This window comes from Puia sp. (assembly GCF_035546395.1).
Lineage (GTDB): Bacteria > Bacteroidota > Bacteroidia > Chitinophagales > Chitinophagaceae > Puia.
Window position 1 is genome coordinate 747413 of record NZ_DASZXR010000002.1, and the last position, 26178, is coordinate 773590.

The 26178-nt window shown below is 56.1% G+C and carries 22 protein-coding genes; 13 read left to right on the forward strand and 9 right to left on the reverse strand.

Features of this window, described 5'->3' with window-relative positions:
* Nucleotides 1-29 precede the first annotated feature (29 nt).
* From VHE34_RS04210 to VHE34_RS04230, 5 genes are read left to right on the forward strand one after another with little or no spacing between them, the layout of a single operon-like run.
* Entirely contained in the window at nucleotides 30-1355 is a 1326-nt protein-coding gene (locus VHE34_RS04210) for a polysaccharide deacetylase family protein (protein ID WP_325584922.1), read from the forward strand.
* Nucleotides 1352-2596, forward strand: coding sequence for an MFS transporter (locus VHE34_RS04215; RefSeq protein ID WP_325584924.1), 1245 nt, complete (start codon nucleotides 1352-1354; stop codon nucleotides 2594-2596). Before VHE34_RS04210 ends, VHE34_RS04215 begins: the two co-directional genes overlap by 4 nt.
* On the forward strand, nucleotides 2593-3432 hold the full coding sequence (locus VHE34_RS04220; protein ID WP_325584926.1) for an ROK family protein: 840 nt from the start codon (nucleotides 2593-2595) through the stop codon (nucleotides 3430-3432). The genes VHE34_RS04215 and VHE34_RS04220 overlap by 4 nt, the downstream gene beginning before the upstream one ends.
* On the forward strand, nucleotides 3419-6205 hold the full coding sequence (locus VHE34_RS04225) for a glycoside hydrolase family 2 protein (RefSeq protein WP_325584928.1): 2787 nt from the start codon (nucleotides 3419-3421) through the stop codon (nucleotides 6203-6205). Before VHE34_RS04220 ends, VHE34_RS04225 begins: the two co-directional genes overlap by 14 nt.
* 3 nt (nucleotides 6206-6208) lie before the next feature.
* Nucleotides 6209-6331 carry a hypothetical protein gene (locus VHE34_RS04230; RefSeq protein ID WP_325584930.1) on the forward strand — a complete coding sequence of 41 codons (123 nt, stop codon included), beginning with the start codon at nucleotides 6209-6211 and terminating at the stop codon, nucleotides 6329-6331.
* On the opposite strand, the gene VHE34_RS04235 is transcribed toward VHE34_RS04230, so the two are convergent.
* Entirely contained in the window at nucleotides 6309-7757 is a 1449-nt protein-coding gene (locus tag VHE34_RS04235) for a serine hydrolase domain-containing protein (RefSeq protein ID WP_325584932.1), read from the reverse strand. The two genes, VHE34_RS04230 and VHE34_RS04235, sit on opposite strands and share 23 nt — an antisense overlap.
* A 70-nt stretch (nucleotides 7758-7827) precedes the next feature.
* Between VHE34_RS04235 and VHE34_RS04240 the strand changes: the two genes are divergently transcribed.
* From VHE34_RS04240 to VHE34_RS04275, 8 genes are all read left to right on the forward strand, one after another.
* Nucleotides 7828-8301: a VOC family protein gene (locus tag VHE34_RS04240; RefSeq protein WP_325584934.1), complete on the forward strand. Its 474-nt coding sequence runs from the start codon at nucleotides 7828-7830 to the stop codon at nucleotides 8299-8301.
* Nucleotides 8302-8498: 197 nt separating this feature from the next.
* The gene (locus VHE34_RS04245; protein WP_325584936.1) at nucleotides 8499-10475 is read left to right on the forward strand and encodes a PAS domain S-box protein; all 1977 of its coding nucleotides are present in this window, start codon (nucleotides 8499-8501) and stop codon (nucleotides 10473-10475) included.
* Complete coding sequence (locus tag VHE34_RS04250; RefSeq protein WP_325584938.1) at nucleotides 10463-11089, forward strand: response regulator transcription factor; 627 nt, start codon at nucleotides 10463-10465, stop codon at nucleotides 11087-11089. The genes VHE34_RS04245 and VHE34_RS04250 overlap by 13 nt, the downstream gene beginning before the upstream one ends.
* 105 nt (nucleotides 11090-11194) lie before the next feature.
* Nucleotides 11195-11626, forward strand: a complete 432-nt coding sequence (locus VHE34_RS04255) for a response regulator transcription factor (protein WP_325584940.1) — start codon at nucleotides 11195-11197, stop codon at nucleotides 11624-11626.
* Nucleotides 11623-13167, forward strand: coding sequence for a PAS domain S-box protein (locus VHE34_RS04260; RefSeq protein ID WP_325584942.1), 1545 nt, complete (start codon nucleotides 11623-11625; stop codon nucleotides 13165-13167). The genes VHE34_RS04255 and VHE34_RS04260 overlap by 4 nt, the downstream gene beginning before the upstream one ends.
* An 89-nt stretch (nucleotides 13168-13256) precedes the next feature.
* Nucleotides 13257-14123, forward strand: a complete 867-nt coding sequence (locus VHE34_RS04265) for a helix-turn-helix domain-containing protein (protein WP_325584944.1) — start codon at nucleotides 13257-13259, stop codon at nucleotides 14121-14123.
* Between the two features lie 75 nt (nucleotides 14124-14198).
* Entirely contained in the window at nucleotides 14199-15074 is an 876-nt protein-coding gene (locus VHE34_RS04270) for an MBL fold metallo-hydrolase (protein WP_325584946.1), read from the forward strand.
* 65 nt (nucleotides 15075-15139) lie between these two features.
* Nucleotides 15140-16951, forward strand: coding sequence for a chloride channel protein (locus tag VHE34_RS04275; RefSeq protein ID WP_325584948.1), 1812 nt, complete (start codon nucleotides 15140-15142; stop codon nucleotides 16949-16951).
* Nucleotides 16952-16962: 11 nt separating this feature from the next.
* On the opposite strand, the gene VHE34_RS04280 is transcribed toward VHE34_RS04275, so the two are convergent.
* The 8 genes from VHE34_RS04280 to VHE34_RS04315 form a co-directional block, all read right to left on the reverse strand.
* Nucleotides 16963-17973: an SLAC1 anion channel family protein gene (locus VHE34_RS04280; RefSeq protein WP_325584950.1), complete on the reverse strand. Its 1011-nt coding sequence runs from the start codon at nucleotides 17971-17973 to the stop codon at nucleotides 16963-16965.
* An 18-nt stretch (nucleotides 17974-17991) separates the two neighbouring features.
* Entirely contained in the window at nucleotides 17992-19734 is a 1743-nt protein-coding gene (locus VHE34_RS04285; RefSeq protein ID WP_325584952.1) for an MOSC and FAD-binding oxidoreductase domain-containing protein, read from the reverse strand.
* Nucleotides 19731-20732, reverse strand: a complete 1002-nt coding sequence (locus VHE34_RS04290; RefSeq protein ID WP_325584954.1) for an L-histidine N(alpha)-methyltransferase — start codon at nucleotides 20730-20732, stop codon at nucleotides 19731-19733. Before VHE34_RS04290 ends, VHE34_RS04285 begins: the two co-directional genes overlap by 4 nt.
* A gap of 389 nt (nucleotides 20733-21121) precedes the next feature.
* Complete coding sequence (locus tag VHE34_RS04295; RefSeq protein ID WP_325584956.1) at nucleotides 21122-21505, reverse strand: RidA family protein; 384 nt, start codon at nucleotides 21503-21505, stop codon at nucleotides 21122-21124.
* Nucleotides 21506-21593: 88 nt separating this feature from the next.
* Nucleotides 21594-23153, reverse strand: coding sequence for a DHA2 family efflux MFS transporter permease subunit (locus VHE34_RS04300; protein ID WP_325584958.1), 1560 nt, complete (start codon nucleotides 23151-23153; stop codon nucleotides 21594-21596).
* Between the two features lie 5 nt (nucleotides 23154-23158).
* Nucleotides 23159-24208: an HlyD family secretion protein gene (locus tag VHE34_RS04305; protein WP_325584960.1), complete on the reverse strand. Its 1050-nt coding sequence runs from the start codon at nucleotides 24206-24208 to the stop codon at nucleotides 23159-23161.
* Between the two features lie 11 nt (nucleotides 24209-24219).
* On the reverse strand, nucleotides 24220-25473 hold the full coding sequence (locus tag VHE34_RS04310; protein WP_325584962.1) for a TolC family protein: 1254 nt from the start codon (nucleotides 25471-25473) through the stop codon (nucleotides 24220-24222).
* A gap of 58 nt (nucleotides 25474-25531) precedes the next feature.
* Nucleotides 25532-26164 carry a TetR/AcrR family transcriptional regulator gene (locus VHE34_RS04315; RefSeq protein WP_325584964.1) on the reverse strand — a complete coding sequence of 211 codons (633 nt, stop codon included), beginning with the start codon at nucleotides 26162-26164 and terminating at the stop codon, nucleotides 25532-25534.
* Nucleotides 26165-26178: the final 14 nt, after the last annotated feature.

The window sequence follows — 26178 nt, forward strand, 5'->3', positions numbered from 1 at the left end:
AATTTCCCCTCAATCCATTATATTTGGGAATGAACCGCCATATCCCAGGCCTCTCTCGATTGCTGCCATTCGTTCTTATATTGAGCCTGTCCACCGCCCAAAGCCGGGCCCAGACCACCCCCGGCCCCACCACCATCACCCAATGGCAATACGGCCGCAACGGCGCCGTCTCCATCACCTATGACGACGCTTCCCGCCACCAGTTCACCCGCGCCCTGCCCCTCATGCAACGACTGAGACTTCCCGCCACCTTCTTCGTCATCACCGGCCCCATCACCGGCTCCCAATACCACGGCAAATTCGTCGGCCGCCCCGTCCAGGACATTATAAAGGAATCCGCAACTATCCCCACCAACGAACAGAACTTCCTCGAACGCTGCTCCGCCGCTGGCTACCTCGGCTACCAGGGCACCATCGGCTTCCATACCCGCGCCGGCGGCCTCTACTCCTCCGGGAAAAAACAACAGGCCTTCCACTGGATGGACAGCCTCTACGCAAAAGTTCGCAACGGCGACTTCAAACCCGGCTACGAACCCTGCCCCGAATACAAGGAGGCCGTCGGCTCAAGCTGGGAAGATTTTCGCAAAGACGCAAAAGAAGGCTATGAGATCGCCAGCCACTCCATCACCCACGCCACCATGCCCGGCCTCGACGAAGCCAATATCAAATACGAACTCGAGAAAAGCAAGGAGGAGATAAAGGACCACCTCGGCGAAAAATATACCTTCTCCGCCGAAGTGCCGTATGGCTACGAGGACGAACGCGTGATGCAGATCGCCTATAACATCTACCCGGCCCTCCGCAACCGTATGCCCGAACCCTTCCTCAAAGAGATCGACCGCGCCAGCAAGGTCCTCCCGCATCCCAGCGGCAAAGACTACGTTCAATGGCAACGCGGCCCCCTCCACGCCACCCCGCTCGAATTGATGAAGTCCTGGGTCGACACCGCCGCAGCCAACAAAGACACCTGGCTCGTCCTCGTCTTCCACGGCATCGACAGCCTCGGCTGGGAATGGACACCCATCCCAAAGCTCGAAGAATACTTTAAATACATAAAGGAAAGGGAAACCAAACTCTGGATCGCCACCTTCGGCGACGCCACCAAATACATGCGCGAACGCGAAGCCGCCAGGGTCGTAGCCACGGAAACCACCGTGACCCTCACTCATACCCTGGACAAAACCATGTACGACCTCCCCCTGACCCTCAAAACCTATATCCCAAAAGCCTGGACGAAAGTCACCGTCACCCAGGGCAAAACCACGCAACACCCCGCGATCCGGCACGACGACAAAGGCCCCTATATCCTCTATCAACTAACTCCCAACACATCCCCCGCAACCCTGCACCAATGAAACGCAACTATTACATCGTCGCCCTGATCATGCTCACTTTCTTCGTCATCTCGTTCCTCACGAACGTCATTGGCGCCCTCAACCCCGACTTTATAAAAGGATTCGATCTCAGCCTCACCCTCGCCGCCTTCCTCCCCTTCGCCTTCTTCATCGCCTACGGCCTGGTCTCCATCCCCACCGGCATGCTGCTGGAAAAGTACAAAGAGAAAAAGATCATGATCGCCGGCTTCGTCGTCTCTTTCATCGGCTCCCTCCTGCTGGCAGTCATCCACAATTATCTCAGCGCCATCATCTCCCTCTTCCTCATCGGCTGCGGCATGGCCATGCTCCAGGTGGTCATCAACCCCCTGCTCCGCACCTCCGGCGGGGAAGAACACTATGCCTTCAACTCCGTCCTCGCACAACTCATCTTCGGCGCGGCGTCCTTCGTCAGCCCCATGGTATACTCTTACTTCGCACAAAATTTAAAAGGCCAGACCACCGGCCTCCTCGGACTCTTCACCAACATCGTACCCGCCAACCTCCCCTGGATCTCCCTCTACTGGATCTTCGCGGTCATCTCCCTGCTGATGATCCTCGTGATCAAAATATCGAAATTCCCAGTCGTCCAGCTAAAAGCCGACGAGACGGCCGGCCCCCTCGAGACGCACCTCATGCTCTTCAAGAAACGCACGGTCGTCCTCTTCTTCATCGCCATGATCGCCTACGTCGGCACCGAACAAGGCATCGCCAACTGGATCTCCAAATTCCTCGAGACCTATCACCACTACGATCCCCAGACAAAAGGCGCTGACACCGTAGCGTACTTCTGGGGATTGATGACAGCCGGCGGCGTCCTCGGACTCTTCTTGTTAAAGATCCTCGACAGCCGTAAAGTCCTCGTCAGCTTCACCATCGCGGCGATCGTCTGTCTCTCCGTCGCCTTCTTCGGCAGCGGCCCCGTCGCCCTCATCGCCTTCCCCGCCGTCGGCTTCTTCGCCTCCGTCATGTACCCAGTCATCTTCTCCCTCGCCCTCAACAGCATCGACGAACACCACGGCTCCTTCGCCGGCATCATGGTCACCGGCATCATCGGCGGCGCCATTGTTCCCCTCATCATCGGCGGCCTCGGCGACGCCCTTGGCCTCCGCACCGGGATGTTCTTCCTCTATATAACCCTGGGCTATATCCTCAGCGTCGGCTTCTGGGCCCGCCCCCTGATCACCAACCAAACCGTCTTTAACAAAAAGGAGAAACAATGAATGTGATAGGCATCGACCTTGGAGCAACAAATATCCGCGGCGCGATCGTTTCGGACAATTCATTGTCCGAAATCACATCTATACGCATCCACAGCGACGGCGCCGTAGGAGCCGTCCTCGAAGATATCTATCAAACCATTGACCCTCTCATCAACAAGGAGATAGCCGCCATCGGCATCGGCGTCCCCAGCGTCGTCGACACAGAGGAAGGAATAGTATACGACGTCCAATACATCCCCTCCTGGAAAGAAGTTCCCCTCAAACAGATCCTCGAAAAACGATACAACAAAAAGGTCTTCGTCAACAACGACGCCAACTGCTTCGTCCTCGGCGAATACTACTTCGGCAAGGGTAGGGGAGCCCAGTCCCTCATCGGCCTCACCATCGGCACCGGCCTCGGCGGCGGCGTTATCATTCATAACAAATTATACCCCGGCCGCAACTGCGGCGCCGGCGAATTCGGCCTCCTGCCCTACAAAGACAATATCCTCGAATACTATTGCAGCGGCTCCTTCTTCAAAAACGTCCACGGCCTCGACGGCGTCCAGGTGTCCGAAGCCGCCAAAAAAGGCAACGCCAATGCCCTCGCCCTCTACGCCGAATTGGGTACCCACATCGGCAACGCCATTAAAGCCGTTATATATACCTATGACCCGGAACTGATCGTCCTCGGCGGTTCGGTCGCCCAGGCCTTCGATTGGTTCCAAAAGACCATGTGGCAGGAGATAAAAACCCTCGCCTACGGCAAATCCGCCGAACGTATCCGCATCGAAATTTCTAATCTAACCAACAGCGGCATCCTCGGAGCCGCGGCACTCTACTATGATGCACAGTAAATCACTATTCCGCCTCGGCCTCATCGCCGCCCTCGCCCTGGTCCTTACCCCCGCCTTCGCACAACACAAAAAGAAGCGCGTCGCCAAAAAACATTCCAAATCCCATTATAGCGAAGCCCTGCCCTCCGCCGCCCAGCTCGCCGCCAACTCCAATATCCTCCTAAAGGACGGCTGGAACATGCAGTCCGCCACAAAGGTCACCGCCAACGGCGCCGCCATCTCCCAACCCGCCTTCCCTACCGACGGCTGGTACAAGGTCTCCGTCCCCACCACCATCATCGCCGGCCTCCTGGCCAACAACGTCTACAATTTCGATCCGTTCTATGGAATGAACCTCCAAAAACTGAATGACCCGCAATTCGACTCTCCCTGGTGGTTCCGCAAAGAGTTCACGATCCCCAAAACGGAGATCGGCAAGGACATCGTCCTCCGGCTCCACGGGATCAACTATAAGGCCAACGTCTGGCTCAACGGCGTGCTGATCGCCGACTCCAACGAGGTCATGAATCCCTTTCGCATCATCGAGCTCAACGTCACAAAAGCCGCCCGCCCGGCCCGCGCCAACGTCCTCGCCCTCGAGATCCGCCGCCCCATCGACCCCAACAAACGCGGCGGTGACCTGGCCATCGACTACGCCGACTGGATCCACTATCCCCCCGACTACAACGGCGGGATCGTCAACGACGTCGAAGTGAAGACGTACGATCGCGTCGGCATCGAATACCCGCTCGTGGCAACCCATTTCGACGGCCCCTCTCTCGACCTCGCCCACCTCACCGTCGACGCCCTCGTGACCAACTATTCGGCCAACCCGCAGGATGTTACGATAAAAGGCCGCATCAACACCAACATCAGCTTCGAGAAAAGAGTCCACCTCGAAGCGAAGTCCATCAGCAACGTCACCTTCACCCCCGCCGAATTCCCCCAGTTGGATGTCCGGAACCCCCGCATCTGGTGGCCCTGGCAATACGGCTCCCCCGAGCTCAACCACCTCGAGATCGAGGCCATCCATGAGAACACCGTCAGCAACACCATAAAGGAAGACTTCGGCATCCGCGAGATCACCTCGAAACTCATCGACGACAAATCCCGCGTCTTCATCGTCAACGGCAAACGCATCGTCATCCGCGGCGCCGCCTGGTCCCCCGACATCTTCCAGCGCCGCTCGCCAAAACGCCAGGAACAGGAGATCCGCCTCTACCGCGATATGAACATGAACATCGTCCGCTCGGAAGGGAAGATGGAGGACGATAACTTCTACGCCCTCTGTGACAAATACGGCATGCTCGTGATGACGGGATGGATGTGCTGCGGCGCCTGGCAATACCCCGAGAACTGGGACGCGGCAAAACGCGCCTCCGCCATGGCCTCGGACAGCAGCGTCATGTACTGGCTTCGGAACAAACCGAGCCTCATGGCCTGGCTCAACGGCAGCGATATGCCGCCCCGTGATACCACCGTCGAACGCGACTGGCTCGACATCGAGGCCGCCCTCAAATGGCCAAACCCCATCGTCGCCACAGCCAATGAAACCAAATCAAAAGTGTCCGGCTTCAGCGGCGTAAAAATGGACGGCCCCTACGAATGGGTGCCCCCCATCTATTGGGAAACGGATACGGCAGAGAGACATGGCGGCGCCTATAGCTTCGCCACCGAGATCTCACCCGGCCCCTCCATCCCCCCGTATGAAAGCCTGGTAAAGTTCATCCCCAAAGACTCCCTGTGGTTCACCACGGCCACCTGGAAATACCATTGCGGAACAATGACCTTCGGCACCACCGACGTCTTCAACGACGCGCTCCAGGGCCGCTACGGCAAAGCCGTCGACATAAAGGACTATATCGCCAAGGCCCAGGCGCAGGACTACGAAGCCCACCGCGCCATGATGGAATCTTACGGCCTCCGCAAATACCACACCGCCACCGGCGTCGTCCAATGGATGGGCAGCAACCCCTGGCCCGGCCTCATCTGGCACACATACGACTATTACCTCTATCCCGCCGGCACCTACTTCGGGATGAAAAAATCCATGGAGCCGCTCCATATCATGTACTCCTATCCCAACGGGGAGGTATACATCACCAATTCCCTGCAACAACGATTCACCGGCCTCAAAGCCGAGGCGGCCATCTACAACATTGACGGGACCCTCAAGTTCTCCAAACAGCTCACCACAACCGTCGAACCGGACAGCATCACGAAATGCCTGACGCTGCCGCCCGTCAGTACACCCGCCCCGACCACTTACTTCCTCCGACTCCAGCTCGCCGACGCCAACGGCGCCGTAAAAAGCATCAACTGGTACTGGCTCTCGACAAAAGGCGACACCCTCGACTGGAAGAAGTCCAAATGGTACACCACCCCCCAAACCGCCTACGCCGACTACTCGGCGCTTCAAAACCTCGGTAAAACAACCCTCAAGCTCGCCGTCACCGCCGCCCCCAAAAAAGGCGACAGCGCCGTTCACAACATCACCCTGACCAACACGGGTAAGACCGTCGCCTTCCAGGTCCACCTTCGCGCCCTCAAAGGCCGCTCCGGCGACGATATCCTGCCCCTCATCTTCAGCGACAACTATATCGAACTCGCCCCCGGAGAGACGCGCACTCTTCAATGCACCTATGAAATCCAGGATGCCGCCGGCTCGTCGCCCTACTTCCTCGCCACCGCCTGGAATGCCGGCGAAGTCGGCGAGGCCGCAGCAGCCGCCGCCATAAAGCCAGCAGCAAAAAAGCCAGCCGCAAAAAAGAAGACCCGCCGGCGAAGCAACTAAATATTGATAGAAACAAATCCACCCACCCGCGCCGCAGCCGACACCACCAACCCTCTCGCTACCGTCAGCATCCAGGCGGTGCGTGCGGCTCTGGTCAACCCCATTAAAAGTCTGCGTGGCGAATAAGCCATTCCATCAACCGCGCCCCCTCATCATCAACCCCGATCCCGCAATTGGATAGCAGGACTACGGCAATCTTCTTTTTCACATTGATCCCGATATAACTCCGATACCCCCCCGTACCGCCATTATGGAATAAAATCTCGTCACCCCACACAGAAAGAAAGATCCAGCCCAAACCGATCCGGTTATGCCCATCATGGAAGGTCTCTGTCTGCGTCAACTGCATCGCCCTGGCAAGAGAAGCCGGAACACCCGGCTCACCCACCTCCGCGGCGGCATATTTCAACATATCCCGCGCCGTACTCCGGATCGCCCCCGCTCCCGCAAACGCAGCGGAAAGATTCCACGGCCCGTTATAATTTCCTTTGTCGTCATATCCACTCGCAAACCGCGCAGAGTCCACGCCGCGGATAGTCACCCGCGTATCGCTCATCCCCAACGGACCGGCGACCAGCGACAGCAACAACCCCTCATAACTCTTCCCATACATCTTCTGCAGGATAGTTCCAAGCACTCCGACCGCGGCATTGGAATACTCGAACCCGCTACCCGGGGCGCGACCCAATTTCAGCTCGCGTAAGAAGCCATACAGATTGGCCACCGTATAGCTCGCATACGGATCGTTCGCCTTCACCACCGTCGACTGGAAATGCCAGGGCATCCGCGGGATGCCGCTCGTATGATTGGACAGCATCCGGATCGTCGCTACCTTGCCTTCGTACTGCAGGGAAGGAATGCTGTCCGGAAGATATCGGTTCACCGGATCGTCCAGCTTTATCTTCCCCTCACCCACCGCCAGGGCCAGCATCGTGGCCGTAAACGTCTTGCTGATCGACCCGATCTCGAAAAGGGTCCCGGCCTCGGGAATTTTTCCATTGCCCTTCACCGTTTCCCCATAGCCATAGAACGAAGTCTTGCCGTTCCTCAGGATGCCGATGCTCAGCCCCACCGGCGGCAGCCGCCGCATATAGCCCAGCGCCACCGAATCGACAAATTTGTCCTGCGCATTGGCCAGCGGATTATTGCTGCCGATTGCGCTCGTCTTCCTTTCGCTCTCATCGACATAAGGCTGGAAAGCAAACGCATATAGCTTTCCCAGCGAGTCCAGCCCGACGACCATCGTTAAGACCGTCGACGCAAACCCGACCTTGTAAAAGGTTATCTTATCGGCATTTTTGATGATGCTGTTTCCCTTGATCTCCCCAAGCGGAAACAAATTGTTGTTGCTGATATTCCTGAAAGCATCTTCCGTGATCTGCTTCCGGAAACCCGCTCCCGTTAAAGAATAGAGCGAGTCCACGGCCTTCTCGTTCACATATTTTCTTACCAGCGCAAAAACACTGTCGTTCTTTTCCTGTACCGTTTTTTGCGCGGGGCCCGCAATGGCCATGACCAGCAGGAACAGCAGGATGGCGCTACTTTTTTTCATGGTAGGTTGTTTTCCTAAATATACGCACCTGGGTCCGCAATTTGCAGTAGTTTACAGCAAACAATAAAACATGCAAAGGATCAGCCCATTCCTCTGGTTCGACCACAACGCCGAAGAAGCAATGAACTTCTACCTCTCCATCTTCAAAGACTCAAAGATCATTCGCAGTGCTAATACCCCTCAAGGCGCACCCGGCCAGGAAGGCGCCCTCCTGGTCGCCACCATCCAGCTCGAAGGCCAGGAGATCACCCTGATGAACGGCGGCCCCGGTCACCCCCTCACCGACGCGATCTCCCTCACAGTCAACTGCAACACCCAGCAAGAAGTCGACTATTATTGGAGCAAATTATTACAAGGCGGCGGCCAGGAAATAGCCTGCGGCTGGCTCAAAGATCGCTTCGGTCTCTTCTGGCAGGTGACCCCCACCATGCTGCCCGAACTCCTCGCCGGCCCCGACCGCGAAAAAGCCGGCCGCGTCATGCAGGCCATGATGAAGATGGTTAAGCTCGACATCCCCGCACTGCAAGCCGCCGCCGCCCACTAGGCCGTCTTCTCCGCCAGGATCATCACGGTTGGCAGCGCCACCTCCTCGATCGCCATCACCCACAGCTTGAGGCGGACCCGGAAAATTACCCATACAGAAAAAAATGTATTAAATTTATTTAAAATGTTTGCGTATATTTACTACCCGGCCGTCGAATTTATATGAAGTCGTAAACAGCCGCTTAAATCGACCCTTGCATGTACCACCTGTTGACCCCTTTTCTGTTGCTCGCCATCTTGGCGCTGCTGATAGCCGGGATCATCGTATTCCGAAGCATAGCCTCCTTTGGAAGAAATCTTCGCTTTCACCTGAACTCCTCCGTACCAACAGGCAGCCAACTCGACAACACCGCCCCGCAGCCAACCCCCGGTGAATGGGCAAAACAGGAGATCGCAAGGATTCACAGCGAAATGGATTTGACGCTCAACAGGATCAGCGACAGCGTTATCTCGCTCGATCGGGAATGGCGCTATACCTTCCTGAACGACGCCGCCCTCCAAACCAACCCCGGCGGCAGAGAATCCTGCCTCGGGAAGGTCATCTGGGACGTTCATCCCGACGCAAGAGGAACCATATTCTTCGAAAAGGCCATGGAAGCCATGCAAAACCGCGAAGTGGTGGAGCTGGAATTTTACTATGCGCACCTGGACAGCTGGTTTGCGGTCAGGATCTATCCCTCCGAAGACGGGGTTACCATCTTCCGACGCGATATCACCCAACAAAAAAAGGCATGGGAGGAGGTCCGCAGGAAGGAGAAAAGGTTCGAAGCGATCATCCGCCACAGCACGGACGGCCTGACCCTCGTCGGCAACGATGGCGCCATCCTCGACATCAGCCCGACCGGTGAAAAGATGCTCGGCTACCAACGTGACAAGCTGGTGGGCACTCCATGGCCCAACGGCGTCCATCCGGAAGATCTGCCCCTGGTAAAGGATGCCTTCGAGGGAATCCTGCACGATCCTTCATCGGTACGGACCATAGAATATCGTCACCTCATGCCTGATGGCGCCGTGAAATGGGTGGAATGCAGCTGCAACAATCTGTTGGCAGAACCTTATCTCCACGCCGTGGTATTCAACTACCGGGACATTACGGAAAGGAAAAAGGCCGCCGCCAGGATCCTTGCCGAAAGCAATCTCTCCGATACCATTATCAATAGCCTGCCTGGTGTATTTTACCTCTTATCAAAAGACGGTAAGTTCCTCAGATGGAACCGCAATTTTGAGGAGATCTCCGGGTACCAACCCGAAGATATCCGCCGGATGCGGCCCACCGATTTCATTTCCCCCTTCGAACACGCAACCCTTATGGAAAAGATCGAAAATGTATTTGTCACAGGGGAAGATTTCGCACAGCTGGGCTTGCTCGCAAAATCCGGGAAAGCAATTCCATACCTCTTCACGGGTAAATCGATCATCTATGAAGGCGAACCCTGCCTGGTCGGCGTAGGGCTCGATCTCAGCGAAAGGATAATGGCGCAGGAACAGATCAGGAGAACTACCGATCAACTGCGCGCCCTGGCCGCCCATCTCGAAAATGTCCGCGAGGAAGAACGGACGGATATCGCCCGCGATATCCATGACGACCTGGGCCAGCAACTCACAGCGGTGAAAATTGCGCTTTTTCGCCTGTCCGAACGCGTAGCGGGAGATGTCGACACAAGCAAAGCCATCGAACGCATCATCGACATGACCGGCACGGGGATAGAGTCCATCAGACGGATTTCCACGCGGCTCCGGCCGGCTGTCCTCGATGACCTCGGCCTCGTCGAAGCCATGAAATGGCACATCGAAGAGTTCGAACGGAGATTTTCCATTCCGGTAACCGCCGAATTCAGTAGCTCGGCCGAGATCCTGGATCCGGAGATATCTACCCACCTCTTCCGCATCTTCCAGGAGGCCCTGACCAACATCGCCCGGCATGCTTCCGCTACCCGCGTCGAAATCAAATTTCACTCTACTGCCGGGCGGGTTTACCTACGGGTATTGGACAATGGCAGAGGGCTCGATCCTGCCGAATCCAGGTCGAAACACCACCTCGGCCTGCTTGGAATAAAAGAACGGACCCGCGAAATGGGCGGTCGTTTCTCCATCAACAGCGAGCCCGGCAAGGGGACCGTGATCGAGATCGAAGCACCCACCGCGAAAAACGACCGGAACTCATGCGTATTCTAATCGCCGACGACCACGCCATCGTACGGAGGGGGCTCGTAAGTGTCCTGAATGAAGAATTCCCCCGCGCTGAAATTGCCGAAGCCGGCGATTCGGATACCCTCTTTAAAATGGCCCTCGGAGGGCGCTGGGATCTGATCATCAGCGATGTCTCCATGCCCGGGCGGGGGGCGCTTGAGATCATCTCGGAGATCAAACGGCACTTCCCCGATATCCCCATCCTCGCCCTCAGCATCCATCCGGAGGAGATCTATGGCATCAGGGCCCTCAGGGCCGGGGCCTCTGCCTTTCTGAACAAAGATGCTCCCCCGGCGGAACTGAAAAAGGCGATCAACCTGATCCTGCAGGCCAGGAAATATATCACTCCCCGCCTGGCCGAAAAATTAGCCGGCGATCTGGCAAAGGACCCCGGCTTGCAGGGCCACGATATGCTCTCGGATCGCGAGCTGGAGGTGATGAAATTGATCGCGTCCGGCGAATCCTTGCTGAACATCGGCGAGATCCTCAGCATCAGCCCGAGCACAGTAAGCAGCTACCGGTCCCGGATACTCAAAAAAATGCAGATGCAATCCAACTCCGAACTTACCCGCTACTGCATCCAGCACGGCCTATCCTGAAACCGCGATCGTTGTAGCCGAACCTTTACAAAAAGCTTGCAAACGCCGCCACGCCCTCGCTCCGGCAGAAGCGATAACTTTACTCCACGCTTATTTCCCTGATCCATGACAACAAAAAGAGCCCTGCGCTTCCTCATTGCAGACGACCATCCCACCATGCGTCAGACGATCGTCCAGATCCTCCGGGACGAATGGCCGGATGCGCTTTGCACGGAAGTGCCCGACGGGGCCGCGCTGCTGACCCGGGCGACTCATGCAAGATTCGACCTGGTGATCTCCGATGTATCGATGCCGCATTTGTCCGGCCTGGAGGCACTGAAGGCCCTGAAAACCCTCGAACCGCATTTACCCGTCCTCCTTGTATCCATCAATGACCACGAACGTTATGCCCTCAGGGCATTGCGAAACGGGGCCGCAGGATTTTTACCGAAATGGCTTCTCGATCAGGCGTTGGTGAAAGCCGTGCGGACTGCCCTGGACGGCAAAAGGTACATATCCGTCGAATTGGCAACTAAGCTTGCTACAGCATCTTTATGAATAAACTATTTACCCGCTTACCTGCACCCAAATTGCGAATAGAGCGCATTATCGAAGGATTGCTCAATGCGCTGCTGCCCGTATCTCTGTTTCTATCCCGTAATACCCGGGCGCCCCGGCACTTACGCCAAACCATACTACCCCGGGAACAGATCGATCGGAGTGAAGAAAAGTACCGGACCCTGATCGAACAGGCCTCCGACACTATCCTGATCAGCGACACAGATGGCCATATCCTCGAGACCAATCACAGCGCATGGAAAATGTTCGGGTACGATAAAGATGAATTGGACGCCATGAACATCAGTGAACTCTACTCGCCCACGGAACTCCGGGAACGACCCTTTCAGTACCAGGAGCTTTTCAATAAAAAGGTAGTCCGTACCGAAAGAACGATCGTCTGTAAGGACGGCAGCCAGGTTCCCGTCGAGGTCACAGTCAAACGCCTCTCGGACGGTAGGTTCATGGCCATCCTGAGAGATATCAGTGAAAGAAAACGGGCTGAAGATCAACTGAAAGCCGCGGTCGGAAAATATGAGTTGGTCGCCCAGGCTACAAGCGATACCATCTGGGACTGGGACCTCATCCGGAATACAAAGACATACAACTCCGGGATAAGGGATGTTTTCGGCTACGACGTCCATGAAGTGCAGGATGCTGACCAGTGGATCATCGATAAGATCCACCCTGAGGATATCGAACAGGTCAGGGAGTCCTTTCTGCACGTTGTCGAAAACAGAAAGCAAAACCTCCAGCTCGAATACCGGGTCCGCTGCGCCAACGGGACGTACAAACATGTCTACGACCGGTCCTTTGTCATATATGGCCCCGATAATCAACCCGCCCGCTTGATCGGCGCCATGCAGGACATCACCAAATCCAAAGAAGAGGAAAAGCGCATCGCAACCGCTATTATCGACGCCCAGGAAAAAGAACGCCTTCACCTCGGCCAGGAATTACATGATAATGTCAACCAGATCCTCGCCTGCGCTCTCCTCACCCTCGATGCAACCGACGAATACTATCCCGACGCCGGGAAGATGGCCACCCTGATAAACAGCACGAGACAAAACCTCGATCTGGCCATCAACGAGATCAGGCGACTGTCCCATCAATTGGCGCCGGCGCATATCGAAGACGCACGAATGAACGACATCATTGAAGAATTGCTCAACCGCATCAACGTGCAGGGGAAATATAACATCCGGTTCGAGTCCGATCCCGACATTGATCTCCTCACCGATGAATGCATCATAATCAATCTGTACCGGATAACGCAGGAACAACTGAAGAATATTGTAAAACACGCCGATGCAAAACACATCGCCGTTACGCTGGCCATTCGCCACGACACGATCTCCCTGTCGATCGACGACGATGGCCGCGGGTTCGATTCACGGACCGAAGCAAAAGGTATCGGCCTGAACAATATCCGCAAAAGGGTCGAATCCCTTTCAGGCAAATTTACCCTGAGAACAGCGCCTGGAAAGGGTTGCACGATAATCACCGAATTTCCTATGTCAAACCGGATGCCGCAGTAAAAGACCCTGGCGACCGCAAAAGGCGGTTGCCAGGTCCTGCTGTGCCTTTTTGTTTGCCGGGGCCTGATCCCGTTTTTGTAATTTTGATCATGCCGGTAAAAATTGTCGACCACAACGTCAAAAGACTTTCTTACTCCGTCAATGCAAGACAATATTCATCTGCGGGCGACCGCGTAACAGTTCCATTCAACCGGAACGGACTATACAAGATCTGGCTGATCCACAACCCATGCCGCTTGTTCATAAATGACGAGATCATCGTCTGCCAACGCCCCGTCCTGTTCTTCGCCAATCCCCTGGTCAGCTACGCCTACGACAGCCTGCAGGACCAACGCTCGGGCTATTGGTGCGTATTCACAAAAGAATTCTTGGCTACCCACGACCCCTTCGGCCGGATGCGGAACTATCCGGCCCTGGCCCCGGCCCATGCGATGCTGGTCTTTCCCGAACCCGAACAACTGGCCGCCATCAGCATACTGTTCCGCCAATTGACGGCCGCAATCGATGCCCCGTTCACGTTCAGAAATGAAATGATCGTCAACTATATCCAGGCGTTACTATTCGAAGGGATGAAAACGGACCAATTCCCACCCCCACAACCCGACGCCGCTACCCGTATCACCCGCCAATTTCTTCAACTCCTCCAAAGCCAGTTCCCCATCCATTCCCCCGAACGCCCCATGCCCCTCCAAAAACCCGGAGACTTCGCCCGCCGCCTCTCTATCCAGGTAAATCACCTGAACGCCACCATTCGCACCACCACCGGCCAAACAACAACCCAACATATCGCCAACAGCAAGATCGCCGAAGCAAAATCGCTCCTTCGCCACAGCGACTGGACTATCGCCGCCATCGGGGAAAGCCTCGGCTTCAACTACCCCAATCATTTCAACAGGTTTTTCAAACAGAATACCGGGTCAACGCCTCTCCAATACCGTACGAAACGAATTCTTTGATTTGGGTATGAATTACCGTCATCGGCGTATTGCCGCCGAAAAAGCCAGGCAGTAGTTTTGCCGTAAATAAAAGCTATGACACAACAAAGCAGCTCAAAGAACCAAACGCTGAACTACCAGGTCTTCACCTCCACACGCCCCGGCCTCAACCGCGATCCCAACACCCCTCCAGGCCTCGACGACCTCAAATGGGTCCCCAACAGCTCCACCCTCATCTATGGCGAAAAAGACGCCGTATTGGTAGACGTCTTCCTCGCAATCGAACACACGAACAAATTAGCCGACTCCATCGCCGCAACCGGAAAGCAGTTGAAATATATCTATATCACCCACCCCCACGGCGATCATTTTTACGGCCTGCAGCTGATCCTCGATCGCTTCCCCGGCGCCATCGCGATCGCCACCCCGGCCGTTGCAAAAGACTGCGCCGAACAGGTGCGGCCCGAAGTCATCAACGGCTTCTGGGCTCCCCGCTTTCCCGGCCAAATACCCGAAATGCTGGCCGTTCCCCAGGCCATGGAAGGCAACGAGTTCGAATTGGAAGGAGAAAAGCTGCTGGTGATCCAAACGGGTTTTTCCGATACGCACGATTCAACCAGCCTCTACGTCCCATCCATCGGACTCGTCGTCGCAGGCGACGTCGCCTACAATGGCGTTCATTTATACACAGCGGAAACCACCCCCGAAACGCGGAACGAATGGCGAAGCAGCCTTGATAAATTGGCAGCATTGCAGCCAAAATGGGTCGTCGCCGGTCATAAACAACCAGCTCTTCCCGACGATCCGGCGATCCTGGCAGCAACAAAAAAGTACCTGCAGGATTTCGATCGCCTCAACGCGGAGACTTCCACAAACCTTGAATTATACAACAGGATGCTGGAGATTTACCCCGATCGCGCCAATCCCGGCTCGCTATGGGGCGGATCGTTAGCGGCAAAAAAGGATCATTGACCTCTCGCCGCATCAGTTGATTTGCCCCTGAAGGTATCAGAAATTTATCTTCAGTATATTTGCGCATGCATCCATGGTTCCAGGGACTAAAACGAAAGATCATCCGCGGGTATCACAACGGAGTTCATTTTCTGCGCACCCGCATCAGCAAAGTTCAATACATTATCATTACGGCCACCCTCACCGGGCTGGTATCCGGCATGATGGCCGTCCTCCTGAAACGTTCGGTACAACAGGTAGAACGGCTCGTTCAGCACTTCAGCGGCAAAGAATACCTCTTCCTCCTCTGCCCGGCGGCGGGCCTCCTGCTCACTACCTGGATCATCCAACGCTTCTTCCGCGGACATATTGATAAAGGGATCGCCATGGTTCTCAAGGCCATCGCGGGAAAATCCTCCTTTATCCCCGTTCGAAACAATTATATTCACTTTATCACCAGCGCCCTGACGGTCGGCTCGGGCGGTTCGGCCGGCCTCGAATCCCCCATCGTCGCAACGGGCTCTTCACTCGGCTCGACCATGGGAAAGCTCGGGCTGCTGAGTTACTCCGAACGTACCCTGATGATCGCCTGCGGAGCTGCGGCCGGCATCGCCGCCGTCTATAGCGCACCCATCGCCGGCGTCATGTTCGCCGTCGAAGTGCTGCTTGCGGAAACCGTCGTCAGCTATTTCGTCCCCCTGATCATCGCCGCGGTGGTCGGAGTACTATGCTCGAAGATCTACCTCGGCGAGTCGAACCTGTTCAATTTCGCGCTGAAATCCGACTTCAACTATCGCAACGTCCCCATGTATGCCCTGCTGGGCATTGGGGCCGGGTTCCTATCGCTCTACTATGCAAAGGCCTTTCGCGGCGTCGACCGCAACCTGCATCACTGGAAGGTGAACCCCTATACAAAGGCACTCACCGGCGGCCTCATACTCGCGGGTTTCTTCCTCCTCTTCGCCCCCCTCTACGGCGAAGGCTATGAAAGCGTAAAAATGCTCGCCAACGACACGGCCATCCGCATCCTCCCCGGCGCGGCATGGCTCAGGCAGATCCCTCAAAACGTCCTGCTTATCCTCTTTACCGGCTTTATCCTCCTGTTAAAACCCATTACTGCCGCCGTCACCATCGGCTCCGGCGGCAATGGCGGCAACTTCGCCCCCTCCGTCTTCGTCGGTGCATACTGGGGCTTCTTCTTCTCCCGCGTCTGCAACGCCACCGGCTGGCTCCATTTGCCGGAAGGCAATTTCACCCTCGTGGGAATGGCCGGCCTCCTGAGTGGCGTCATGTACTGCCCGCTCACCGCCATCTTCCTCATCGCAGAGATCACAAACGGATATGGGCTGATCATTCCCCTGATGATCGTCGCCACCATCGCCTATTTTATCGCAAAGACCTTCGAACCGTTCTACATGGAAACCAAACAACTCGCTCTTTCCGGCGAGATCTTTACCCATCGTCGCGAACAGAATATCCTCTCCAGGATGAGCCTTGGGAGTCTTACCGAACGCACTCAGCAGGTCTTCGACCCGGCCGACTCTCTCAACGATCTCATCCGTCATATCGCCCAGGTGGACATACCGGTATTCGCCGTAGTAGACGCCGGTCACCGGCTCCTGGGAGTCGTCACCTTCAACGATATTCGCGGCCGCATCTTCAATCCCGAAGCCCACGGCAAGACCCTGCTGAAAGATCTGCTCCGCGAATCCCCGGCAACCCTCCCGATCGATACCCCCATGACAAAAGTGATCAACGAATTCGACCGCACCCAGGTAGACTACCTCCCCGTGATCGATGAGGACCGCCGCTTCGTCGGCTTTGTCTCGAAAAGCCGCCTTTTCGAACGTTATCGCCTGCAGGTCGCCCAGGTAAAGGACATCTACGAAGATCAATAACTCCTGGGAATTCAGGACTTATCGATCCTGCTCTTCCATCGACGGCTCCAAATCTGCGAAACGGTCTGCACCAGCAGGTACAGGATGACCAGCGTCGTCACCGCCAGCAGAACACCCGCCAACGCCCGGTGAAGGACATCCGGCGCCCCTTGCGAATACCGCAGGCTGGCCACCGTAACAGACGCCAACGGAAAGCTGACCGACCACCAACCGACATGAAAAGGACAGGTCCTGGGTAACAAAAAGATCTTACTGCCGAACAAAAGCAATAAAAAAAGACAGAAATAAAAGAACGCGCTCGCGGTAAGGTCCTGCACCCCCTGCAAGCCTTCATAACCGGAAAAGGCAAGGGCCAGCGGCGCCGCAAGGATCATCAGCGACGGCTCGGCAATCGCAGTGAGCTGCGCCTGGAAGAAAAGCCGCGAAAAGATCATCGTCATCAGCATAACGATAAAGAGGATTCCGATGCCGAAGAACATCACACTCGTCTCATGAGCACCGTTAAATCGCAGGAAACTCCCGACGATAGGCACATTCAGCGTTCCCGTCACCGGCAGGACCCAGGCCGGCATCGCACTCTCCGGCATCTGTTGCTTGCCCAGCCATTTCCGCAGCACGAACCAGGCAAATAAAAAGATCAACAATACTCCCAGCAACCAGATCGTATCGGCAAGGGCCGGCGCATACGGCAACAGGATACCCGGGATCAGCAACAGGGATATGATAAAAGTGGAAAAGAAGGCTACCGATACCGGATGATCGAACTCGGCAACGACCGATTCCGGGTAACGATGCCACTTGACGAGGTAGGCCAGAGTGACAACAACGAATGCAACAATGGCAACGACGCCGATCGTCTCGGGAACAGCGCTGCCTAGCCGCCACAGCTGGCTCGCAAGACGCCATGCAAAACAGAGGGCCGTAAGACCCATGACGGCCCCAAAAAGACTGACAGGCATGAATTCAAGAAAGCTGCCTTCCTTTTGATGGGTGACCTTTGACTCGAAATTGGCTTCTGGCATGGTTAGGCGATTTAGTCATCAGAGATCCAATTGGACATCCCCCCGCGGCACCGAACAGCAAAGCAAAACATTCCCACCGGCCGGCAAGTCAAGCGGCGGCGTAACATAATTCACGTCTCCGGAAAACAAGGTGGTCTCGCACCTATGGCACACCCCAACGCGGCAGCTCCAGCTCACGGGAACATCACAGGCCTCCGCAGCCTCCAGCAGCGAAGCAAATCGAGGATGCCACTTGAACCGGATACCCGATTTGGCAAAGTCGACCGTCGGCCCATCACCGGCAGGGCCTGCAGGAAGATGCGGCGGCGGCAAACTCCCGGCGCCGGCCGATGCCTCGCCGGCGCCAAAAGCCTCCTGTTTAATAGAGGAAGCCGCGATCCCAAAAGATTCCAACGCGGCCGCCACCGCCATCATAAAACCCGGCGGTCCACACAAATAGTAATCCCCGCCTGCAGGCAGATCAAGGGCCGCCAGCCGCTCCACCGTAAGCCGCCCGCTGACATCATAATCCCGCACCACCACATCCCCCGGCCCCGGCCGGGTAAACTGAATATGCCGATGACCATTCACCAAAGCACGGAAAACATTCTCCACCTCCCCAACAAAAGGATAATGCGCCTTATCCCTTGTCGTATAGATCCACCAGACCTCGCGCGAAGGGTTAGCCGCAGCCACCGCATACAACATCGCAAGCAACGGCGTAATGCCGATCCCAGCCCCGATCAGCACCAGCGGCCGTTCATCGGCGGCAAGGGTAAAAGCGCCGCGGGGCGCCGTAACCTCGAGTCCATCCCCGGGCCGCAGTCGCCCGTGGAGGAAGTTACTCCCGACCCCGTTAACCTCCGCCTTGACGCCGATACGATAGTGATTTTTATTGGCCGGCCCACAAAGCGAATACATCCGGATCGGCTGCGGTTGCCCCGCCGAAGGAATGCGAACGACGATATGCTGACCCGCGGCATATTCCGGTAACTCACCCCCGTCCGCAGGCCGCAGCAAAAAACTTCGGACACCCTCGCTCTCAACAACAATACTCTCCACCAGGAAAGGCCGGAAGCCCGGCCACGCCGAAAGCATCGCGGCCGGCGCCAGACCCGCATTCCCCGACCCCGCACCGCCGACTGCGGCATCATACAGGGCCTGGAAAGAGCCATGCCAGCCCCTGCTCAGCGCTCCAAGGGTCAGCGCTTCCCGCAGCCGCCCCACCGGGTGTTGATCGCTGTACAACAACCCATCCACCTCGACAATCGACATCCTTCCAGGACCATCCGAAACCTTGATGATCTCGTCGCCCGCTTCGATATCCCCCTCCCGGATAACTCTGAAATAGAATCCAGGCCGCTTGTGTTTCACCAGCAACGCCGGCATCTCCGGGACACCGGTGCTGATACCCGCCTTATAACAAGTGACCCGCGGTTGCGTGACTTCGAATACCGCCGTGCCGATCTGATACCGGTCGCCGATACACACCTCACTGTCGGCCAGACCCTCCACCGTCAGGTTCTCCCCAAGCTGCCCATACCGCCACCCTTCTATCCCCAAAACGCTCCGCCAATAGTCATACGAATCCTGCTGATAAACATACACGGCCCGATGCTCCCCGCCATGCGCCATCAGGTCGGATTGCGCATCGCCCTCGATATTCAATTTCCCCACATGACGTCTCCCGGTCACCGGCTCCTTAAAGATGGAGGTCGTTACCCTCCTGCCGTTCCAGTCGACCTCCTTGGGTTGTGAAACATTTATGGAAAGGACTTTCATATGCTTCTTTTTTCAGCCCGCCAAAGCGCATCCACAAACCACCGGCGCCCATCATAGAACCGCTCCACCGGCGTGAAAAAGGCCTGCCCCGCAAGCTGATCCACCTGGTCGATGGTGTATTTCTGCGAGATCTCCATAAAGATCTCCTCATTCCGCGCAAACCAAATGTCCCGCCGCTCCCCATCCATCCACAGGCTGACCTGCTGATCGGTCCGGCTGATCAGGTAGCTCTTACAAGCACCCGATGCAGGGTCATACACGGCAAAATGTTCAAAAGCGCTGGTATCGAAATTCCCATTCAACTCGCGGTTGATCCTGTCCAGCAGGTTCAGATTAAATCGTTTCGTGATCCCGGCCTTATCGTTATAGGCCGCCAGTACAACATGCGGACATTTTTTCAGATCGAGCCCGATCAGCACCATATCCCCCGGCTTTAAATGATGCCGTAGCCTCCGCAACAACCGCCGGGCTTCCGCCGGCGCCATATTCCCAAGGTTCGACCCTAAGAACAACACTACTTTCCTCCGGCCGGAAGCCAGCGTCGCTTCCCGGATGCCGCACAGGTATTCGCAGTTTAGTCCCCATACGGTCAACCCGGGTATCGTTACCGGAAGCCGCGCCCGGAGTCCATCGATGACGTTCTCCGAAATATCGATCGGGACATAGGTAAATTCGACTTCCCTCCGCACCAGGTGTTGCAACAGGTACTGGGACTTCTGGCAGTCGCCGGGCCCCAGCTCGATCAGGTCGAACGGACCGCCCGGCTCCAGCAAGGCAGCCGCCAGCTCCGCCGTCTGCAGCCGGAAGATCTCCAGCTCACAACCGAACGGATAGTATTCCTCGCAATGCATGATCTCCTGAAAAATAGCATCCCCGGTCTTATCATAAAAGTATTTCGAGGGCAGATATTTCGCCGTCGCGGCGAGGCCGCCGAATATCTCCTCCGCAAAGGACAAGGTCTGCGGGCTTTCAGTGATGGTGATGGTGTTGGTCGTCATACGGTGCGTTCAGACAAGAAGCATGCCCGCAGTAACGAGTTGTATATCAAGGCCCCCCAAAAAAGCTCAATGGTTAAAACACGATATTTCACCAAAATGCTAATCAAGCCCGTCGCCAATCCCCCGCCGGCTTCCCGCTCGTCATCGTCCTGCACGGCTTCGGCGGCAGCGCCGAACAGGCAATCAGTACCTGACGGAGGATGGCGGCCACTCCTGGCCCGGCGGCCTCAAACCCCGTGCCCAGGCCGATCCGCCATCTGTCTATCTGAACGCCACCGACCTGCTCTGGGATTTCTTCCAGCGCTACACGCTGCCCTAAGGGTTTGTGCAGCCGCTTCAACTGCAAAAGCCCCGACCGAACATCAGGGCTAACGCATACCCAATCATCATCAGATAGGTAATTTCGCAATAGCGCTGATCTCGATCCGCGCCTTCAGCGGCAATTCCTTAACGGCAATACAAACCCTGGCGGGGAAACCATCCCGGAAGTACCCGCTATACACTTTGTTCGTCTCAGCATAATTCGACATCTCGGTCAGATAGATCGTCACCTGTACCAGGTCGCCATAATTCAACCCCTGCCGCCCCAGCACCTGCCCCAGCTGGTCCATCGTCTGCCGCGCCTCCTGCCCAAAGGGAATGTCTGCGCTCGTTTCTCCCGGCGCACCGCCGATCCCTATCTGCCCCGAAATAAATAGTAAGTGCCCTCCTTTAGCGGATTCCGCAAAAGGTAACCCGCTCACTACAGAGTCCCCCGTTTTTTGACCGTCCATAATACGTAAGTTTTAAGGAGTCAAAATTGACGCGTTTTCCCGAAAGAAAACAGATGCAGAAATGGAGTATTTGTATAGATCAGATGCGCTAATGCGCCGCCACATTCACCGGCCCCTTCTGACTCTTCACCAAAAAGATCAACGGCATCGCCGCCAAAAAGATCAATCCAAAGATCAAAAACGATTCGTTAAAACTAAGAACCGCCGCCTGCCGGTTAAGCGTATTGTCCAGCACCTTCACCCCCGCACTGGCCGCCTGCTCCGCCGTAAACCCATTGTTCATCAACCCCTGTGTAACCATCGACACCCGCTCCTGCGCAACAAAATTCGATTCACTGATATTCCCCACAAGATCCACCCGGTGCAAAGGGTTCTTCTGCGCCAGCAGGATATTGGCAATCGCCACCCCGACGGCCCCGCCCAACTGGCGGATCATATTGGTTATCCCCGCCGACTGCGCAATATCATTCCCCTTCAGCCCGGCAAGGGATAGCACCGCAATAGGAGTCAGGATCAATCCATTGGTCATCCCACGGAGAAGATGAGGGACATCGAAATTCCGGAACCCGGACTCACTGCTCGAGAAATACATAATGATGCTGAAGACGATGAAACAAAGAAAACCCAGCGTGATGAACAGCTTCGGCGGCACACCCTTCGCCATCAGCCTCCCCGATAAGGCGATACATACAGCGCTCAGGACCGCCCCTGGTAACAGCATCAGGCCGGTCTGCGAAGCGCTCCAGCCAAGTATCGTCTGGGCGAACAGCGGGAACAGGAACAAGGGCGCATAGATGCCGATACCGAATACCAGGTTCAGCGCGGAACCAAGCGCGACAGACCGGTGGCGCAGCACTCGCAGGTTCACCACCGGATCTTTGACTCTCAGCTCCCACCAGACGAACAAGGCACAACCGACCACCGTCAGCGCGGTGAAGATCCGGATGTTATTGCTTTCGAACCAATCGTCAGTCTGACCCTCTTCCAGCACATATTGCAACGCGCCGATACCGATCACCAAAAACCCTATCCCCGTCCAATCTATCGCCCGGTCTTTACGCGCGGTCTTGCTGTCAAAGACATACACCGATGAGAGTATACAGGCCGTCACCCCGATCGGGATATTGATCAGAAAGATCCATTGCCAGGAAATGGCGTCGGTCAGATAGCCCCCCAGCGTGGGCCCAAAGGCCGGCCCCAGCACTATCCCCAGCCCGAACACGGCATTGGCCGTAGCGAGCTGCTCGGGCGGGAAGGTTTCCACAAGCACCGTTTGAGAGGTCGGAAGAAGGGCGCCGCCACCCAGCCCCTGCAATACCCGCCAGAAGATCAGCATTTCGATACTATGCGAATTGCCGCACATAAACGAGGCAAAAGTGAACAGCGCGATCGAGGCGGTGAAATAATTCTTCCGGCCGAACAGATCGGCGAGGAACCCCGAAAGCGGAATGATGATCACGTTCGCAATGGCATAGGCCGTGATCACCCACGCGACCTCGTCCGGTGCGGCGCCCAGGTTACCGCTGATGTCTTTTAGCGCGACGTTGACAATGGAGGTGTTCAGCAGTTCGAGGATCGCCGCCGTAATCACCGTAACCACGATGATCCAACGCGTGGCCCCCTGCGGATAGTGACTAGCTTCCTGCATAACAATTAGATTTTTCTAACGGTGACAACAACATTCATCCCCGGCGCCAGGTAAACGCCTGCGACACTCCGCGGATCGAGTAAGATCCGCACGGGTATCCGCTGCGTGACCTTCACAAAATTTCCCGTGGCATTGTCCGGCGGTAACAAAGAAAACTTCGCGCCCGTACCGCCGCTGAAACTGCTGATCCTGCCCGTAAAATGCTTCCCCGGATAGGCATCGACGGCGATACTCGCCTCTTGACCGATCCGCATGTTGTGTATCTGCGTTTCCTTGAAGTTGGCCACCAGCCAGACGCTATCGCTCCCGATGATGCTACAGGTGAGTTGCCCCGGCTGCAAATACTGCCCCGGCTCGACATTTTTCTTCGATACAACCCCGTTATAGGGTGCGGTGATCGTCGCATACTCGAGCTGCGATTTCGCCAGCGCCAGTTCGGCCTCCCGTTGTTTGATCACCGCATCGGCGATCATCTGCTGAGCCTTCACACTCTGCGCCTGGTAAGACGAAATGCTGGTTTGTCTCTTCGAGGATTGGAATTGCTTTTCGGCCAGTTCCAGCTGGCTGGCCGCCACCCGCCTGTCGGCTTCCACCGCATCCATCTGCTGCGGCGTCGCACCCTCGAGGGCCACGAGCTTCTTGATCCGCTCATGATCCGCATCCGCCTTCCAGAGCCGGGCCCGGGCGACTTCGATATTCTGTTGCATCGCATCGGCCGAGAACTGCGTCGCGCTGATACCTGTCGAAGACGCGGCGATATTGGGGCCCGTTTGCAGCCGCATGGCTTTGGCATTCTCAAGGGCCGCAGTTGCCTGCTCCACCTTCGCCCGCAGATCCCGATCGTCGATCTGGATAAGGACCTGCCCCTTACGAACCGGCTGGTTGTCGAGGAAGTTGACGGCCGCGATATACCCCGGCACACTCGTACGAATCGGCACGATATCACCCTCGATCTGCGCATTGTCGGTCTCCTCATAGTTCAGGATATGATAGAATTGCACGCCGAACCAGCCAAGCACCAGCGCGACGACGGAATAAATGATTATTTTTTTCATGATTGTGTTGTTTATCCGGTGATGAGATTGTATTCGATATAGGCGAAGACCAGTTGCACCTGGTGCAATTTCTGATTCGTCAATGCCTGGTTTTGCGCGTTCAGCTCGATCAGGTAGTCGCTGGACGTGATCACCCCCGCATCCAGCTGCCCCGCCGAGATATCCCGGACCTTTGTGCGGACGGCGATGATCTCGTCGTCCTGTTGCAATTGCTGCCGTATCCGGGCGATTTCCTCTTTTTGTTTGGCCAGCTGGGCATTCACCCGCAGCTCGAAGCTCTCTCGTTGCACATCCACGATCTGCTGCTGCCGCCGCAAAACATCCCGCTCCCGCCGCGCCGTATAAAAAGAACCCAACGACCAGCTCACCTTTAGCCCCGTGATATAGTAGGCCTTGACATCGTTATCGAGGATGTTCAGTCCGGGCCGGCCGATCCCGCCTTGAAAGAAGGCCTTGAATTGAGGCCGCGTCCCGGCGTCGACCAGCTTCCGCTGTACCGAGTACGCAGAGTTCTGATATTGGAAAAGATCCATCTCAGGCCGGGTAATGCTGTCTTTCAATCCCGCATCCAACGCCGGCATTTGGAAATGGGTGCCGGCAGCAAGAGTGTCGCCGGTATAAATGCTCATCACCGCGATAAGCCCCTTGCGCGTGGATCGTTGTTCGTCGATCCGCTGGACCACCCCCAACGCTTCGGCTTGCAGAACAAGGAGGTTGGAAGCCAGCGTCGTGCCGGCTTCCACCCCGGCTTTCACCTTCGTGATCCTGTCATCCACATTCTGTTTCAGCAATTGTAACAACTCCAGTCGCGTGTCCGCTTCTACGATATTGGCGTAGAGCCGGGTCACCTCCGTGCGTATAGCGTAAATATCCACTTCCGTTTTTTGTTGTTCCACCAGCGTCAGGGCCCTGACCAGCGCCTTTTGCGCGGTTGTCCTGCCCCCGTCATACAGTAACAGGCTCGTCTCATCCGAAACCCGGAACTGATCCTTATCCACCGGGACGACCGAAACACCCGGCAGCTTTATCGGTAGGGTAGGGACGGCGGATTGATAGGTAGCCTGCGCGGCAACCTCGTTCTGCGGCCACCTGGCCGTGGAAAGATTCTTCAGTTTGTCTGCCTCGATGCGCTGCAACAACTCCCGTTCCTTCACCCGCGGGAAATGCTGCACCGCCTTCTGCTGGCATTCAAATAGTTGTGTTTGAGCCTCTTGCGCCCGCAACAAAAGCGGCGCTGCACATAAGAGGAATAGTATTGTTCTCATAATTATCGTGTTTCAACCAAATGGTTCGACCAAATGGTCGATTAAGGGTCAAAAAAATTTACCAGGCCAGCATCCGCTCAAAAAAAGCCGGCATCTCGCGCTGGATTTGTTTCAACATCTTCTTGTATTCATCTTCCGTGACATTCAGGACGCCTTGCAACACCGGTTGCGACAGGATCGGGAAGACACACATGGACAGCATCTGCACAAGCAACATATGGGGGTTCACCGGCCGGATCTTGCCCGTCCTCATCTCCTCCTCCACCTGCGCGATGAACCGGGTGCTCAACGCCACCTCCCGCGCGGGCATGAACTCCCTCTGAAAGGCCGCCGGGTCCTTATGACTTTCATGGAGAACGAACAACGGCAAATAAGGATGGCCATGCAGGAAGTCGATGAATTCATGAGAAAGCCGGTGGATCTTCGTCAGTACCGCATCGTCCGAATCCAGTATCTGCCTCAGCTTCGAGAAGATATCGGTAACGGCTTGGCGAAGGATCGTCTCGAACAACTTTTCCTTTTTCGAAAAGTAGTAATGGAGCATAGACTTGCTCATGCCGGCTTCATCCGCGATATCCTGCATCCGCGCGCCCTCCAGGCCGTATTTTATAAAGGCGTTCTGAGCGGCATTCATCAGTTTCACTTCCGTGTCCCTGTTGATCTCCGGCATCTTCTTTTTAGTGCGTTGCATAACTTGATTTTTCA